Genomic DNA, 12,794 nt, shown 5'->3' with positions numbered 1-12,794 from the left:
GATTCACAGCTGCAACTGAAAATCAGGATGAATAATAGCGACAGTATTTTCATAAATCAATGTTTTAAATTTACTGGTCGGTTTTTAATTTTATAAATTTACTGCAAACTTCGCTCATCTTTACTCACAAGTCAATTAGTCTAAAAAATATGACTACAGAAAATAAATCAGAAAAAGAAAATGAATGTCCGGCAGAAGGACTTCTAAAATTGTTGTCCGGAAAATGGAAACCACAGATTTTTTTATTGGCCGTTAATGGTCCTTTACGCTTCAACGGACTTTTGCGAGATATAAAAGGCGCTAACAAACAATCGATCGCGGTCGCTCTTCGCGAGCTGGAAGATTTTGGTATTTTAGACAAAAATGTGATCAAACAAAAACCTCTTCATATTGAATATAATTTATCTGAAAAAGGAAAATCTTTAGTTCCGATTTTTAAGCAATTGGAGTTTTTTTTGGAGAAATAAATTCTACGCAACTTAGATTTAAACAATAATTTGAAATGACTATAATACAAAAAATTAAACGCCTTTATGACCTTTCAGAAAATGAAAATTATGGATTTTCGGAAGCTGATATTCTTGAACTTGAAGAGAAATTAGAGATAACACTTCCGGCAAAAATTAAAGAATATTATCTGGAATTAGGAAAAGAAGAAAACCTAAATTACTCTTTTAACAGGCTTTTGAAACCAGAGAGTGAAATTGGTTTTTCAGACGATGGATATTTGGTTATTTACGAAGAAAACCAGGTTGTAGCATTTTGGGGAATCAAAAAAGAAGATTTAAAACTGGATAATCCGCCGGTATATGGCAATTATGATACAATTGAAAAATCGGACTGGGAAATTGAAACCCAAACTACTGAGATTTTTTTTCTTTTTATGGCTGTTTTTAATGGCACTTTGGGCGGACTAAAATATAACGGAAATTATTTTGGTACAATTGATTCAGACATTGTAAAGTTTGTTGAGCAAAACTGGATCTTAATACCGGATATAAGTCGTGATAATCAAAAAGTATATACTGAAGATTACAATGAGCTGATCAGTTTTTCTTTTGATCAAGATAATAATTGCACGGCAGCTTTTATAGGAACAAGCCATCAGGATCGTTTCGATAGTATTTTAGAGAATTTAGATATTGACTGGTCTTATCTTTCGTATGATGATGACGAGGAATATGAAGAAGAGTAATGGTAATAAATATTATTTTAATAAGAAGGAAACTTTCAAAATAAATATCAAACACACCATTAAACAAGAAAAATGATGAAAAAGCTATTTTTAATTTTACTGTTGTTATTACAAATATCTACAATCTTCGGACAAAACCAAAGTGAAGACCCTTCATTAAAAAAAATTATTGGAACGTGGTATATGGATCAAAACCGGGATACGAAATGGGTTTTCAGTCAGGATGGAAAAGTCTATAATTATGATAAAAATGCTTTTAAAGTAATGTATCACTATACCATTTCGCATTCCTGTCAAAATTATTCATCTGATACTATTGAATTTATAACATTAATGGACAAAGACGGAAATGAATTTTGTTTTAGGATTAATGGATTAAATGTGAATAAAAATGGCATATTATCACTTACTAAAATGGATAATATGGAGTTACTATTATTTGTAAACAATACTGATGTCATAGTAAGGAAATAGCATTTACAAATAAATTATCGATAATTTAGTTTCAAAAAAATGAAAATACCTTAAATCTTATTTGTGTTGTTTTTAATAACAATTGTTTCCTGCAAACGAAATACTGCAGACACTATTTATTCCGTTTCCTACAGTATCGAAAATGGAGCTAAAGGTGCTGCCAGTTCAAGTCTTTTAATCTCAAAAGATTCGACAAAGTACCTATGGGCAAATTATAAGGAAACAAAAACCAGATATGAAGTTACATCCAGCGATACATGGAAAAAAATAATAAATAGCATAAAGTTGGTAGATTTTAAGCATATTAATAGTGGTAAACGACGTATTCAGTATGATGGTTCAGATATTGTAATTACAATAAATGCAGATAAAGAATATAAATTGATAAATGGAGAAGAAGATTCCGTAAATTATACTAAAATAAAACCTTTAGAAATATTACTGAAGCAAGAGTATGAAAAATTAGATTCTTTAGCATTACATCTTTAATTAATAAAAAAATGAAGCAATTACAATTACTATTCCTGATAATCACATTTGCTAATACAGTTCAATCTCAAACCATTAAAGATTGTGCGAGTTGTTTGTCTAAAACAATAAAGCAGGAACAAATAGAAAACTTAAGCATAGATGAATTGCGTTTTCTTACCAACGATTTATACGCCCGAAAAGGATATAAATTCAAAAGTGGTGAGATAGACAATTACTATTCTAATAAAAAATGGTATAAAGCAATCAATGACAATGAGAAAATTGTTTACAATACAATTGAACAGCAAAACTTACAATTCTTTAAACAAAGAACGGCTGAACTTAAAGCAGATCGTGATCAATTAATGAATAAACTAAAGATATTTAAAGCTACAATATTGAGTAATGATAAAGTTACCTTAAAAAATAAATATTCATTTACAACCCAAAACGAGCAATATATAAATATTACTGAAGCTTTAACAAAAATAAATCTTGACGATGTAAACTGGCTAAAACAGATAGGTTTATATAGTGTAACTATTGATAACGGTGATTATGTAATGGCATATGAGCTAAAAATAGAAAAGCATCATATAACCGTACAATATAGCAGCAGAGGAGGATCTGATATTGGCGAATCTTTATACCCAAGCGAATTTTCTGATGAATTTTCTTTCTGGTGGGAATTTGAATGGAAAAACGACACACTGAAATTCATAAAGATGAATGTAGCGGGCTAGAGAATAGATTTTTTTTAGATAATTTAGAAAATGAAAATTTAAAACAACAACATAAAATCATCAATATGTCTCTATACAAATTCGACGAAGTTTTAAATGACTTAATGGATTATTTCATTTTAGGCGATCCGGATTATTTATTGCAGTATAAAACTGAAAATAATTTGCCTGATGATTTACTCACGGAATTTACTACAGAAGAAACCGGAGATCAGGTTGTAGAACAAGGAATAATGGTACCGATGATAGGAATTGAAAATCATCCGTACACCATATACTTCAATCTTTCGGTTGAAACTCCGGAGCTTTTAAAACAAGGAAATGAACTTCAGCATCAGCGTGACGGATATTGTTTAAAAGTAGTCAACGGACGAATTTACCTTTATACAATTCCTTATCTAAGAAATTTTACCACACCAACAGTTGAAGCATTAAAGAAATTCAAAAATGCAACGATAGAATTGCCAAATGGCTGGTATACAATTGCTGTTTTAGCAGGATTAACAAAACAGCTTACGGAAATAGAAACGGTTTCGGGCGAAAGAAAAGAATTTGAAAGTATGGAACCCACTTTTGAATTTGTTTTGAAACCTTCAGATGAAAAACCAGATTATACAGCAGATTTTAATTATCCATTTAAAGTGGAAGTATAATTTATAAAAACTATTTTTAATATTACTAATGAAGTTGTTGTAGCTTTAGCTGAATAATACTGGTTCACAATATAAAAGATAGAGGATAACATCTCAAAAGATAATAATATGAAAATGTACATTTTAGTAAAACAGAATGTTCCTGATAAATTGGTTCCTGTAATTACGGCGCATGCTTCTTTAGCCTGTTTTAGAAAATTTGAACAGAATGAAAACATGCAAACCTGGATCAACGGAATCTTTAAAAAGGTGGTTTGCGTTGTTTCTGAAACAGAATTTAAAAATGCACAAAAAGAAGGAGACCATATTGTATTAACTGAATCGGCTTTGGATAATCAGGAAGTTTGTGCAGCATTTGTACCCAGAGAAGAATATCCAAAAATGTTCAAATTCTTCAGAATGTGGACACCACAAGATAATTTATGATAATGAATAACGAAATAACAATAGAAGAAATCAGAGAAAATACCTTTTTTTGGAAGTTTTATTTATGCTGGTTCAGAGGCTTTGATGAAAAAGAAGAGCTTAACATTGATGAAGCAGTTGAGGTGATCAAAACCAATGAAACCGATTTTTATAATTGGGAAAGGCAATTTTTTAATCATGAATCGATAGAAGAAAACCCGAGATATTTTACAGGCAATCTCACAGAAAATCTAAATTTTGCAGTTGAATTTCAGGAATACGAAATCAATTTTTTTCTGAACGATATCTATATTGGGAATTTAGGAGGTCATTTTGAGGCATGGTTTCTAACATTAGATGAATTGCTGGTTTTTGAAAAAGACCCTGTTTTCTTTTTGCTTATTTTACCAATGACAGGAATACAAGAAAATCAAAGATCGGTTTTGAAACCAATTATAGCAAAGCAACTGGAAGCTATTCCGGGATTTGAATTGCATTCTGAATACATTGCCAATTGTATTTTAAATGGTTTAGTAATGGAATCTTCGTTTCAGGAAACAGCTGAAATCGGTATAACAAATAATGAAAATCACAGCGTAAGGAATATAATAAAATATCCTCGTTATAATGAAGATGTAACAGAGATAAATAGAATTCTTAGATCCTGAAAAAAACAAATTAGTGACGTAGTGCCTTGATGGCTAATCTTTCGTATTAAACTTTTATTAACAAAAACTAAATCTTCATTAGTTTATATTTGTAAGGCAAATTTAATTTTAAGCCTTCGCCAATATGAAAATCCACGCTTTTAAAATCGTTACTTTTTTATTCTTTTCTTTTTCAATTGCAGGATACAGTCAAAATGTAAAGCTGTTGAACATTGATCAGCTGAATGAAAGAATCGAAAAAGGAAAAGACAGTATTTATGTAGTGAACTTTTGGGCAACATGGTGTGCGCCCTGTATAAAGGAATTACCTCATTTTGAAAAGTTAAATGCTGCATTTAAATCAGATAAACTGGCTGTATTACTAGTTAGTGTTGATTTCAAATCAAAATTAAATTCGGCTGTAATTCCTTTTGTAAAAAGAAAAAACATAAAAAGTCAGGTTTTTTTATTGAATGAAAGCGATCCGCAACAATACATCGACCGAATCGACAAATCCTGGTCAGGAAGTATTCCGGCAACACTTTTTATTAAAGGAGATAAAAGAAAATTTATCGAATCTGAATTTACGTACGAACAATTATTAACCGAATATAAAAAACTATAAATTATGCAAAAGTTCATTACCACAGTTACGATACTAGTATTTAGTATTTTATTTGCTCAGGCGCAAACTGCCACGCTTAAAGCCGGGCAAACCGCTCCTGATTTTAAATTGAAAAATGTTGATGGCAAAGAAGTTTCTTTTGCCAGTTACCCAAAAGCAAAAGGTTTTATTGTTGTTTTTACTTGTAATACGTGTCCTTATGCAGTAGCATATGAGAAAAGAATAATTGAGCTGGATAAAAAATTCAAACCGCAAGGATATCCTGTAATTGCTATTAATCCAAATGATCCTGAAGCTTCTAAGGCAGATGCTTATGATAAAATGCAGCAATTGGCAAAAGATAAAAAATATCCTTTTCCATATCTATTCGATCAGGGACAAGTGGTTACAGACCAATATGGGGCAAAATATACACCGCACCTTTTTATTGTTTCTAAAACAGCAAAAGGAAATATTGTAGAGTATGTTGGCGCAATCGACAACGATCCTGAAGGAACTAAAACAGAGAAAACAAAATATGCTGAAGATGTTATTGCTGCCTTAAAAAGCAATCAAAAACCTGCTATAACTGAGACGAAAGAAATTGGTTGTACAGTAAAAAGAAAAGCGAAAGCATAAGATTTTATGTTTTAATACAAAGAAACACCACTGAAAAGTTGGTGTTTTTTTGTTTATAATTTTCTTCAAAGCGTTCCGAATAAACAAATCATATTGTAGAGATAGATTTTAATCCATCATACGCGCAATTTTGTCATTTCCAGGAAAGAGAAATCACACTCGCTCTACAATTTTATCACCGCTTCTAGACAAACACAAACCAATTAATTTTAAAACAAAAAAAAGACTGTCTCAAAAAAGGACAGTCTCTATTATACATTTACAAACTTTTTAGTTTTTTCATAAAGACAGGAAAAACTTCGTTTAGTTCCTCAAAAAGAGGATTCTTTCGATGCTTTAATTTTATTTCGCTAAACAATTTCAGGCCAAGTGCAAATTGTGTTGCTTCGTTAGAATCTTCAAAAATATTTTTATCTTTAATTCTTTCTATAATACTAAATATTTCGTCGTGATTGTCAAATTGTATTCCCAATTCCTTTGCCGGTTCGGTCGCGCCGTTTGCATATTCTTTTAGACTTAATGTCAGATAGTATTTATTTGATCTTTTTTCCATGTGATTTTATATTATAGTTATTTCAACCATTTTTCTACAATGGTTTTAAAGGTCTCTTTATACTGTTCACCAACAGTTATTTCGGTTTTATTTATGAATATGGAATTTTTACTTATTGCATTTATTTTTTCGAGTGAAACAATAAAGGAACGATTGATTCGCATAAATTTTGATGCAGGCAGTTTTTCTTCCAGAGCTTTAAGAGAGATTAAAGACATAACTGATTTTTGAGTGTCTTCAAGATGCACTTTTACATAATCTTTCAGACTTTCGATGTATAAAATATCTTTTAAAGAAATTCTAACCCATTGATATTCTACCTTCAGGAAAATAAATTCGTCATCTGCCGTGACAGAAGGAAACTGATTTGCAGCTTCTTCAGACATTTGAAGAACTTTGTTTGCTGCGCGCAAAAACTCTTCATAACTAAAAGGCTTTAAAAGATAATCTACTGCATTCACCCTGTAACCTTCAATAGCATAATGATTATATGCGGTCGTGAAAATAATTTTGGGTAATGGCCCGGGTTGTTCCTGTAAAAGTCTGGCCAGTTCCATACCTGTTAAATTAGGCATGTTGATATCCAGAAAAACAATATCAGGTTGTTGTTCACGTATTAGGCTCATTGCCTCAACTGCATTATCGCAGCTGCAGGTTAATTCTAAAAAAGGAGTTTGTTCTATAAAGGTTTCCACAAGTCTTAATGCGAGTGGTTCATCATCTACTGCTATACATTTTAGTACCATCATTGTTCTAATGTTATTTGCAGATTTACTTTGTATTTACCGTTTTGGTCAACACCACATGTCATAATATGATTATTGGGGTAAATTAAGTGCAGCCTGCGTTTTGTATTCGTTAATCCAATTCCGCCCTGATCTGTTGTTGAGGTTTTTTCAAAGAAAGTGTTTTCAACTTCAAATTCAAGATTGTTTTCTTTTTGTCTGAGTTTAATATGAATTTCGCTTTTATCAGTAGCATGTATGCCATGTTTAAAAGCATTTTCTACTAAAGGTAACAACAACATGGGAACAATTGGGTAATCGTGTATTTTTTCGGGAATATCAGTTGTTATTGTTAACTTGCTATTGGCGCGAAGCTTCATTAAAGCTATAAAATCTTTCATAAAATCAGCTTCTTTTAATAAAGTAGTTCTTTCGCCTTCGGTACTGTAAAGTAAGTAGCGCATCATACGGCTTAAAGTATGAAGTGCTTTACGCGAATCTTCGATATTGGTATAAGTAAGCGAATAAATACTATTGAGTGAATTAAAAAAAAAGTGCGGATTTATTTGTGCTTTTAACATTGCCAGTTCGGCCATTGTTTTATCCTGTTCCAGCTTTTGTTTGTGTTGTGCCGCTTTTTGCCAGTGGTGTAACATGGCCCAACTGGTACTAATACCCAGAACCAATAAGGTAAGCATGAAGACGTAATTGTCAAAATAAGGATTTCTATATTTTTTAAATCCTAAAACCAAACTGATTTTAGTATGAAGGTCTGTTTGTGAAGTAAAAAAATATGCAATAAGCTGCATGACAAAGATCATAAGGAAAGCCCAAAACAAAAACGGAGATGTATTGTCTTTGATTATTGTTTTTGGAACCATGATTTTGGCATTAGAATAAAATATAATAATAAGCAAAATCAATACAATCATCTGCCATAACCAAAATACAGGCGGTAGTATTACATTCCAGGTAATAGGGATGTAAAATAACATTATAAAACCCAATAACAGCCAGGCAAGGATATGTAATCCGGTGAAAATGTATGGTTTAAAAAAAGTTGGAGACATTTTATTTTATGATTTTATGACAATATTACATTATATTTATAAAAGATATAAAACCAATCGCCCAAAATAGAGTCAGAACCCGTAAAAACCATCTTAGAACCGACGAGCATATGGTAAGATGTCGTGTTAATCGTAAATAAAGTTCTATCGGTTCTTATGTGATATCTATCGATTGTTTCTTGCGCTCCGTCTATTGATAATTTTTTGTTTGTTATATTTTAGTTCTTTTGTTTCGATATAAATTGATAATTACACATTTTTCACAATGAATAAGCAATCCTTTTTAAGCATTCTCGCAGTAGCTGTTATTATCGCATCATGTGGTAATAAAAATGATAAATCGGCTCAGGCCGGAGGTGCACCTCAGGTAAAAGAGTATAAAACGCTGGTTTTAGAGACAAAATCAGCTACACTAAACGCAGACTATCCCGCAAGTATTCAGGGACAGCAAAATATAGAAATCCGCCCAAGAGTAGAAGGCTATATCGATAAAATTTTCGTAGATGAAGGTGCAGTAGTAAAGACCGGACAGCCATTATTTAAAATCAGCGCACCTGAATATGAGCAGCAAGTTCGTACAGCGACAGCAAGTATAAAAAGTGCCCAGGCAGATTTAAGTTCAGCAAAACTGGCAGTAAATAAAGTAAAACCACTTGTAGAAAAAGGAATTATTAGTAAATACGATCTTGAATCGGCTCAATATACGTATGAGTCGGCTTTGGCGGCATTGGCTCAGGCAAATGCAGCTTTGGTAAATGCAAAAACCAATCTGGGTTACACTACAGTTACAAGTCCGGTAAATGGAGTTGTAGGTTCGATCCCTTTTCGTTTAGGCAGTTTGGTAAGTTCTAACACCACTGAACCTCTTACAACAGTTTCCAGTATAGGAAATGTTTTTGCTTATTTTGCAATGAACGAAAAAGCCCTTCTTAACTTTACCAAAAGTGGTTCGGGAACTTCATTAGCAGAAAAAATCAAGCAATTACCGGCGGTTTCGCTTTTACTTTCAGATGGCTCAACTTATCCTGAAAAAGGACGTATTGAAACCGTAAACGGATTAATCAATACCGAAACCGGTTCCGTAAATATAAGAGCCCGTTTTCCCAATTCAAAAGGAATTATCAGAAGCGGAAGCAGTACAACAGTGCGAATCCCGAATGAAGTTAAAGATGCAATATTAGTTCCTCAGAGTGCGACATTCGAACTTCAGGATAAGATTTTTGCAGTGACGGTAGGAAAAGACGGAAAAACTAAAAATGTCAACATTACCGTACTTGAAAATACGGCAGGTAATTATTACGTGGTAACAAGCGGTTTAAAAGCAGGAGACCAGATTGTATTAGAAGGAGTTGCTGCGTTAAAAGACGGAAGCGAGATTAAAACTCATAATGAAAGTGCAGAATCAGTATATGCCGACTTAAAATAAGAAAAAAATGTTTAAAATATTCATACAAAGACCTGTTCTTTCGACAGTAATATCTGTTATTATTGTCATTTTAGGTATTTTAGGCCTCGTTGAGCTGCCTATCTCTCAATATCCGGATATTGCTCCGCCAACTGTAAACGTTTCGGCAAGTTATACCGGAGCCAATGCTGATGTGGTACTTAAAAGTATTGTAATTCCGCTTGAAGAGCAAATTAATGGTGTAGAAAACATGACGTACATGACTTCTACAGCGACAAATGATGGAAATGCATCGATAAAAATCTTCTTTAAAGTAGGAACAAATCCCGATTTGGCAGCAGTAAATGTTCAAAACAGGGTTTCCAGAGCAACTAGTTTATTACCTGTAGAGGTAACTCAGGCAGGGGTAACGGTAACAAAGAGTCAGAGTAGTAACTTGTTGATCTTCTCTTTATACAGTGATGATCCGGCTTACGATCAGACTTTCCTTCAAAATTATGCCAAGATCAACCTTGTTCCCCAAATTCAGCGTGTAGTTGGAGTAGGAGATGTAACCGTTTTTGGTGCAAAAGATTATTCTATGAGAATCTGGTTACGACCAGACGTAATGCAGCAATACAAATTGATTCCAAGTGATATTTCGGCGGCTTTGGCAGAACAAAATATCGAAGCAGCACCAGGTAAATTTGGTGAGAACGGAGATCAGGCATTTCAATATGTAATTAAATATAAAGGACGTTTAACCAGTGCTCAGGAATTTGGCGATATCGTAATAAAATCTGTTGGAAACGGGCAAATGTTACGACTAAAAGATGTTGCTAAAGTAGAGTTAGGATCTTTAAGTTATTCGTCAACCATTAAAACAAATGGTGTCGAATCTGCAGCAATGGCTATTAGTCAAACGCCTGGATCAAATGCACGTGATGTAATTAATAATTCTAAAAAATTAATTGAAGATGCAGCAAATAACTTCCCAAAAGGTGTAAAATATACTATTCTTGTAGACGTTAATGAAAATTTGGATGCTTCTATCGAGAAAGTAATTCATACTTTGATCGAAGCGTTTATATTGGTTTTTATCGTAGTATTTATTTTCCTTCAGGATTTTAGGTCAACCTTAATTCCGGCTATTGCAGTTCCGGTGGCTATTGTAGGAACCTTTTTCTTCCTTAATTTATTTGGATTTACGATTAACTTATTAACGCTGTTTGCAATGGTTCTTGCCATTGGTATTGTGGTCGATGATGCCATTGTCGTCGTCGAGGCTGTGCATGCCAAGCTGGATCACGGTTATAAATCGTCTAAAAAAGCGACCATTGATGCCATGGATGAAATCTCTGGTGCAATTATCTCGATTACTCTTGTAATGGCGGCGGTATTTATTCCGGTTACTTTTATTACGGGATCTACAGGGGTTTTCTACAAGCAGTTTGGTATTACGTTAGCGGTTGCAATAATTCTTTCGGCCATTAATGCCTTGACTTTAAGTCCTGCATTGTGTGCATTACTTTTAAAACCACATGCTGACGATCATAAACATAAAAGTTTTATTCAGCGATTTTATACTTCTTTTAATGTTGCATTTGACAATGTTACCAATAAATATAAAAGATCAGTTCAGTTTCTTTCTGTAAAAAAATGGATTGTATTAGCTTCAATTGTAGTTGCCGGTGCAGCCTTGTTTTATATGATGAAAACTACGCCATCTGCTTTCGTTCCTGCGGAAGATCAGGGAACTGTTTTTGCTAATATTAGCTTACCGCCATCTGCCTCTATGGAGCGTTCTGATATTATAGCCAAAAAAGTAGACAGTATTGCCAAAACCATTCCGGGTGTCAAAAACACATTGCGTATTGTGGGACAAAACTTTACAGCGGGAGCGGGAAGTGCCTACAGTATGGTTATTGTAAAGCTGGAAACATGGGATAAACGTGATTTGAGTGTAAATGATGTAATTGGTCAGCTTTTTGCCAAAACAAGCGGAATTCGTGAAGCTAATATTTTCTTCATTTCTCCGCCAACAATTCAAGGTTTTGGACAAAGTGGTGGATTCGAATTTCAATTGCAGGACAAAGGTGGTCACTCAACAGCAGAATTTTATAAAGTGAATACCGATTTTTTAGAAAAATTATCTAAACGTCCTGAAATACAATATGCAACAACGCCTTTTAATCCTGGTTTTCCTCAATATATGATGGATATTAACCTGGCAAAAGCAAAAGATGCAGGTGTACCGGTTAACTCTATTCTATCTACCATGCAAGGGTATTACGGAGGATTGTATGCTTCGAATTTCAATAAATTCGGAAAACAGTATCGTGTTATGATTCAGGCATCTCCGGAATTCCGTACGAATACAGAAGGACTTAATAAAATTTTTGTTAGAAATAGTGCCGGAAATATGGCACCCATTACAGAATTTGTAAAAATGACAAGGGTTTTTGGGCCGGAATCAATTTCGAGGTTTAACTTATTTACGTCTATTTCTATAACAGGAGCACCAAATCCGGGCTTTAGTTCAGGAGATGCTATTAAGGCTATTCAGGAAGTTGCCGCAGAAAGTCTTCCTTCAGGTTATGGCTACGAGTTTTCTGGATTAACGCGTGAGGAATTGGCTTCAGGAAGTGAAACTATTTTCATCTTTATATTATGTCTTGTGTTTGTTTATTTCTTATTAAGTGCACAATACGAAAGTTATATTTTACCATTTGCGGTTTTATTCTCGATTCCGTTTGGATTGGCTGGAGCATATTTGTTTTCGATCATTTTCAAATTAAACAGTAATATTTATTTGCAGATTTCGTTGATCATGCTTATTGGATTGCTGGCCAAGAATGGTATTTTGATTGTTGAATTTGCCCTTGAAAGAAGGCGTAAAGGAATGCCAATTGTACAAGCAGCAGTTGAAGGAGCCGTTGCGCGTTTACGACCAATTTTAATGACCTCTTTTGCCTTTATTTTAGGACTTGTTCCTTTGATGTTTGCTTCCGGAGCAGGTGCCGTAGGAAACAAATCTATTGGTACAGGAGCTGTTGGGGGAATGTTAATTGGAACCATTTTAGGAGTATTTGTTATTCCAATTTTGTTTATCATTTTCCAAACTTTACAGGAAAGAATTAGTGGTCCGGCCAAAGATGGTTATGATGACGAAGATGATGACGAAGAGGTACAGTTAATCGAAGCTCATAAAGAGTAATAATTTAATTAAGA

15 protein-coding genes are annotated in these 12,794 nt (G+C 33.4%); 12 read left to right on the top strand and 3 right to left on the bottom strand.

Annotated elements, in window-relative coordinates; genetic code table 11:
* The first annotated feature begins 149 nt into the window (after nucleotides 1-149).
* The 10 genes from B0M43_RS19560 to B0M43_RS19515 all read left to right on the top strand — a co-directional run bounded on the left by B0M43_RS19560 (nucleotide 150) and on the right by B0M43_RS19515 (nucleotide 5,831).
* Nucleotides 150-467: a helix-turn-helix domain-containing protein gene (locus B0M43_RS19560; RefSeq protein WP_078007839.1), complete on the top strand. Its 318-nt coding sequence runs from the start codon at nucleotides 150-152 to the stop codon at nucleotides 465-467.
* A 35-nt stretch (nucleotides 468-502) separates the two neighbouring features.
* Nucleotides 503-1,195 carry a hypothetical protein gene (locus tag B0M43_RS19555; protein WP_078007838.1) on the top strand — a complete coding sequence of 231 codons (693 nt, stop codon included), beginning with the start codon at nucleotides 503-505 and terminating at the stop codon, nucleotides 1,193-1,195.
* Between the two features lie 75 nt (nucleotides 1,196-1,270).
* The gene (locus B0M43_RS19550) at nucleotides 1,271-1,669 is read left to right on the top strand and encodes a hypothetical protein (protein WP_078008025.1); all 399 of its coding nucleotides are present in this window, start codon (nucleotides 1,271-1,273) and stop codon (nucleotides 1,667-1,669) included.
* Nucleotides 1,670-1,735: 66 nt separating this feature from the next.
* Nucleotides 1,736-2,158, top strand: coding sequence for a hypothetical protein (locus tag B0M43_RS19545; protein WP_078007837.1), 423 nt, complete (start codon nucleotides 1,736-1,738; stop codon nucleotides 2,156-2,158).
* An 11-nt stretch (nucleotides 2,159-2,169) separates the two neighbouring features.
* Nucleotides 2,170-2,883 (top strand): YARHG domain-containing protein, encoded by a 714-nt coding sequence (locus B0M43_RS19540; protein ID WP_078007836.1) that lies wholly within the window; start codon nucleotides 2,170-2,172, stop codon nucleotides 2,881-2,883.
* 65 nt (nucleotides 2,884-2,948) lie between these two features.
* Nucleotides 2,949-3,536, top strand: coding sequence for a hypothetical protein (locus tag B0M43_RS19535; protein WP_078008024.1), 588 nt, complete (start codon nucleotides 2,949-2,951; stop codon nucleotides 3,534-3,536).
* 108 nt (nucleotides 3,537-3,644) lie between these two features.
* Nucleotides 3,645-3,962, top strand: coding sequence for a peptidyl-tRNA hydrolase (locus B0M43_RS19530; protein ID WP_078007835.1), 318 nt, complete (start codon nucleotides 3,645-3,647; stop codon nucleotides 3,960-3,962).
* A 2-nt stretch (nucleotides 3,963-3,964) separates the two neighbouring features.
* A complete protein-coding gene (locus tag B0M43_RS19525) occupies nucleotides 3,965-4,609 on the top strand; it encodes an Imm19 family immunity protein (RefSeq protein WP_168199965.1) in 645 nt (214 codons plus the stop codon).
* Between the two features lie 124 nt (nucleotides 4,610-4,733).
* On the top strand, nucleotides 4,734-5,213 hold the full coding sequence (locus B0M43_RS19520; RefSeq protein WP_078007833.1) for a TlpA disulfide reductase family protein: 480 nt from the start codon (nucleotides 4,734-4,736) through the stop codon (nucleotides 5,211-5,213).
* 3 nt (nucleotides 5,214-5,216) lie between these two features.
* The gene (locus B0M43_RS19515; RefSeq protein WP_078007832.1) at nucleotides 5,217-5,831 is read left to right on the top strand and encodes a thioredoxin family protein; all 615 of its coding nucleotides are present in this window, start codon (nucleotides 5,217-5,219) and stop codon (nucleotides 5,829-5,831) included.
* A gap of 259 nt (nucleotides 5,832-6,090) precedes the next feature.
* Here the strand turns inward: B0M43_RS19515 and B0M43_RS19510 are convergent, their stop codons facing one another.
* The 3 genes from B0M43_RS19510 to B0M43_RS19500 are packed head-to-tail and all read right to left on the bottom strand — an operon-like array spanning nucleotide 6,091 to nucleotide 8,179.
* Nucleotides 6,091-6,384, bottom strand: a complete 294-nt coding sequence (locus B0M43_RS19510; RefSeq protein WP_078007831.1) for a DUF3861 domain-containing protein — start codon at nucleotides 6,382-6,384, stop codon at nucleotides 6,091-6,093.
* A gap of 17 nt (nucleotides 6,385-6,401) precedes the next feature.
* Entirely contained in the window at nucleotides 6,402-7,133 is a 732-nt protein-coding gene (locus tag B0M43_RS19505) for a LytTR family DNA-binding domain-containing protein (RefSeq protein WP_065448911.1), read from the bottom strand.
* The gene (locus B0M43_RS19500) at nucleotides 7,130-8,179 is read right to left on the bottom strand and encodes a sensor histidine kinase (RefSeq protein ID WP_078007830.1); all 1,050 of its coding nucleotides are present in this window, start codon (nucleotides 8,177-8,179) and stop codon (nucleotides 7,130-7,132) included. The genes B0M43_RS19505 and B0M43_RS19500 overlap by 4 nt, the downstream gene beginning before the upstream one ends.
* 265 nt (nucleotides 8,180-8,444) lie before the next feature.
* Here B0M43_RS19500 and B0M43_RS19495 point away from each other — a divergent pair, with 265 nt between their 5' ends.
* Both B0M43_RS19495 and B0M43_RS19490 read left to right on the top strand, forming a co-directional pair.
* Nucleotides 8,445-9,605: an efflux RND transporter periplasmic adaptor subunit gene (locus B0M43_RS19495; protein WP_065448909.1), complete on the top strand. Its 1,161-nt coding sequence runs from the start codon at nucleotides 8,445-8,447 to the stop codon at nucleotides 9,603-9,605.
* Nucleotides 9,606-9,612: 7 nt separating this feature from the next.
* Entirely contained in the window at nucleotides 9,613-12,780 is a 3,168-nt protein-coding gene (locus tag B0M43_RS19490; RefSeq protein WP_078007829.1) for an efflux RND transporter permease subunit, read from the top strand.
* The last annotated feature ends 14 nt before the right edge of the window (nucleotides 12,781-12,794 follow it).

The sequence above is a fragment of the Flavobacterium sp. KBS0721 genome, from assembly GCF_002007065.3.
Classification (GTDB): Bacteria; Bacteroidota; Bacteroidia; order Flavobacteriales; family Flavobacteriaceae; genus Flavobacterium; species Flavobacterium piscis.
Note: the sequence above shows the minus strand (reverse complement) of the source record. Positions and strands in the feature narration are given on the sequence as shown.

Excerpts from the sequence above, each read along its gene's own strand:
- B0M43_RS19560 (WP_078007839.1), top strand. The coding sequence starts at position 150 with ATGACTACAGAAAATAAATCAGAAAAAGAAAATGAATGTCCGGCAGAA.
- B0M43_RS19555 (WP_078007838.1), top strand. The coding sequence starts at position 503 with ATGACTATAATACAAAAAATTAAACGCCTTTATGACCTTTCAGAAAAT.
- B0M43_RS19550 (WP_078008025.1), top strand. The coding sequence starts at position 1,271 with ATGAAAAAGCTATTTTTAATTTTACTGTTGTTATTACAAATATCTACA.
- B0M43_RS19540 (WP_078007836.1), top strand. The coding sequence starts at position 2,170 with ATGAAGCAATTACAATTACTATTCCTGATAATCACATTTGCTAATACA.
- B0M43_RS19535 (WP_078008024.1), top strand. The coding sequence starts at position 2,949 with ATGTCTCTATACAAATTCGACGAAGTTTTAAATGACTTAATGGATTAT.
- B0M43_RS19530 (WP_078007835.1), top strand. The coding sequence starts at position 3,645 with ATGAAAATGTACATTTTAGTAAAACAGAATGTTCCTGATAAATTGGTT.
- B0M43_RS19525 (WP_168199965.1), top strand. The coding sequence starts at position 3,965 with ATGAATAACGAAATAACAATAGAAGAAATCAGAGAAAATACCTTTTTT.
- B0M43_RS19520 (WP_078007833.1), top strand. The coding sequence starts at position 4,734 with ATGAAAATCCACGCTTTTAAAATCGTTACTTTTTTATTCTTTTCTTTT.
- B0M43_RS19515 (WP_078007832.1), top strand. The coding sequence starts at position 5,217 with ATGCAAAAGTTCATTACCACAGTTACGATACTAGTATTTAGTATTTTA.
- B0M43_RS19510 (WP_078007831.1), bottom strand. The coding sequence starts at position 6,384 with ATGGAAAAAAGATCAAATAAATACTATCTGACATTAAGTCTAAAAGAA.
- B0M43_RS19505 (WP_065448911.1), bottom strand. The coding sequence starts at position 7,133 with ATGATGGTACTAAAATGTATAGCAGTAGATGATGAACCACTCGCATTA.
- B0M43_RS19500 (WP_078007830.1), bottom strand. The coding sequence starts at position 8,179 with ATGTCTCCAACTTTTTTTAAACCATACATTTTCACCGGATTACATATC.
- B0M43_RS19495 (WP_065448909.1), top strand. The coding sequence starts at position 8,445 with ATGAATAAGCAATCCTTTTTAAGCATTCTCGCAGTAGCTGTTATTATC.
- B0M43_RS19490 (WP_078007829.1), top strand. The coding sequence starts at position 9,613 with ATGTTTAAAATATTCATACAAAGACCTGTTCTTTCGACAGTAATATCT.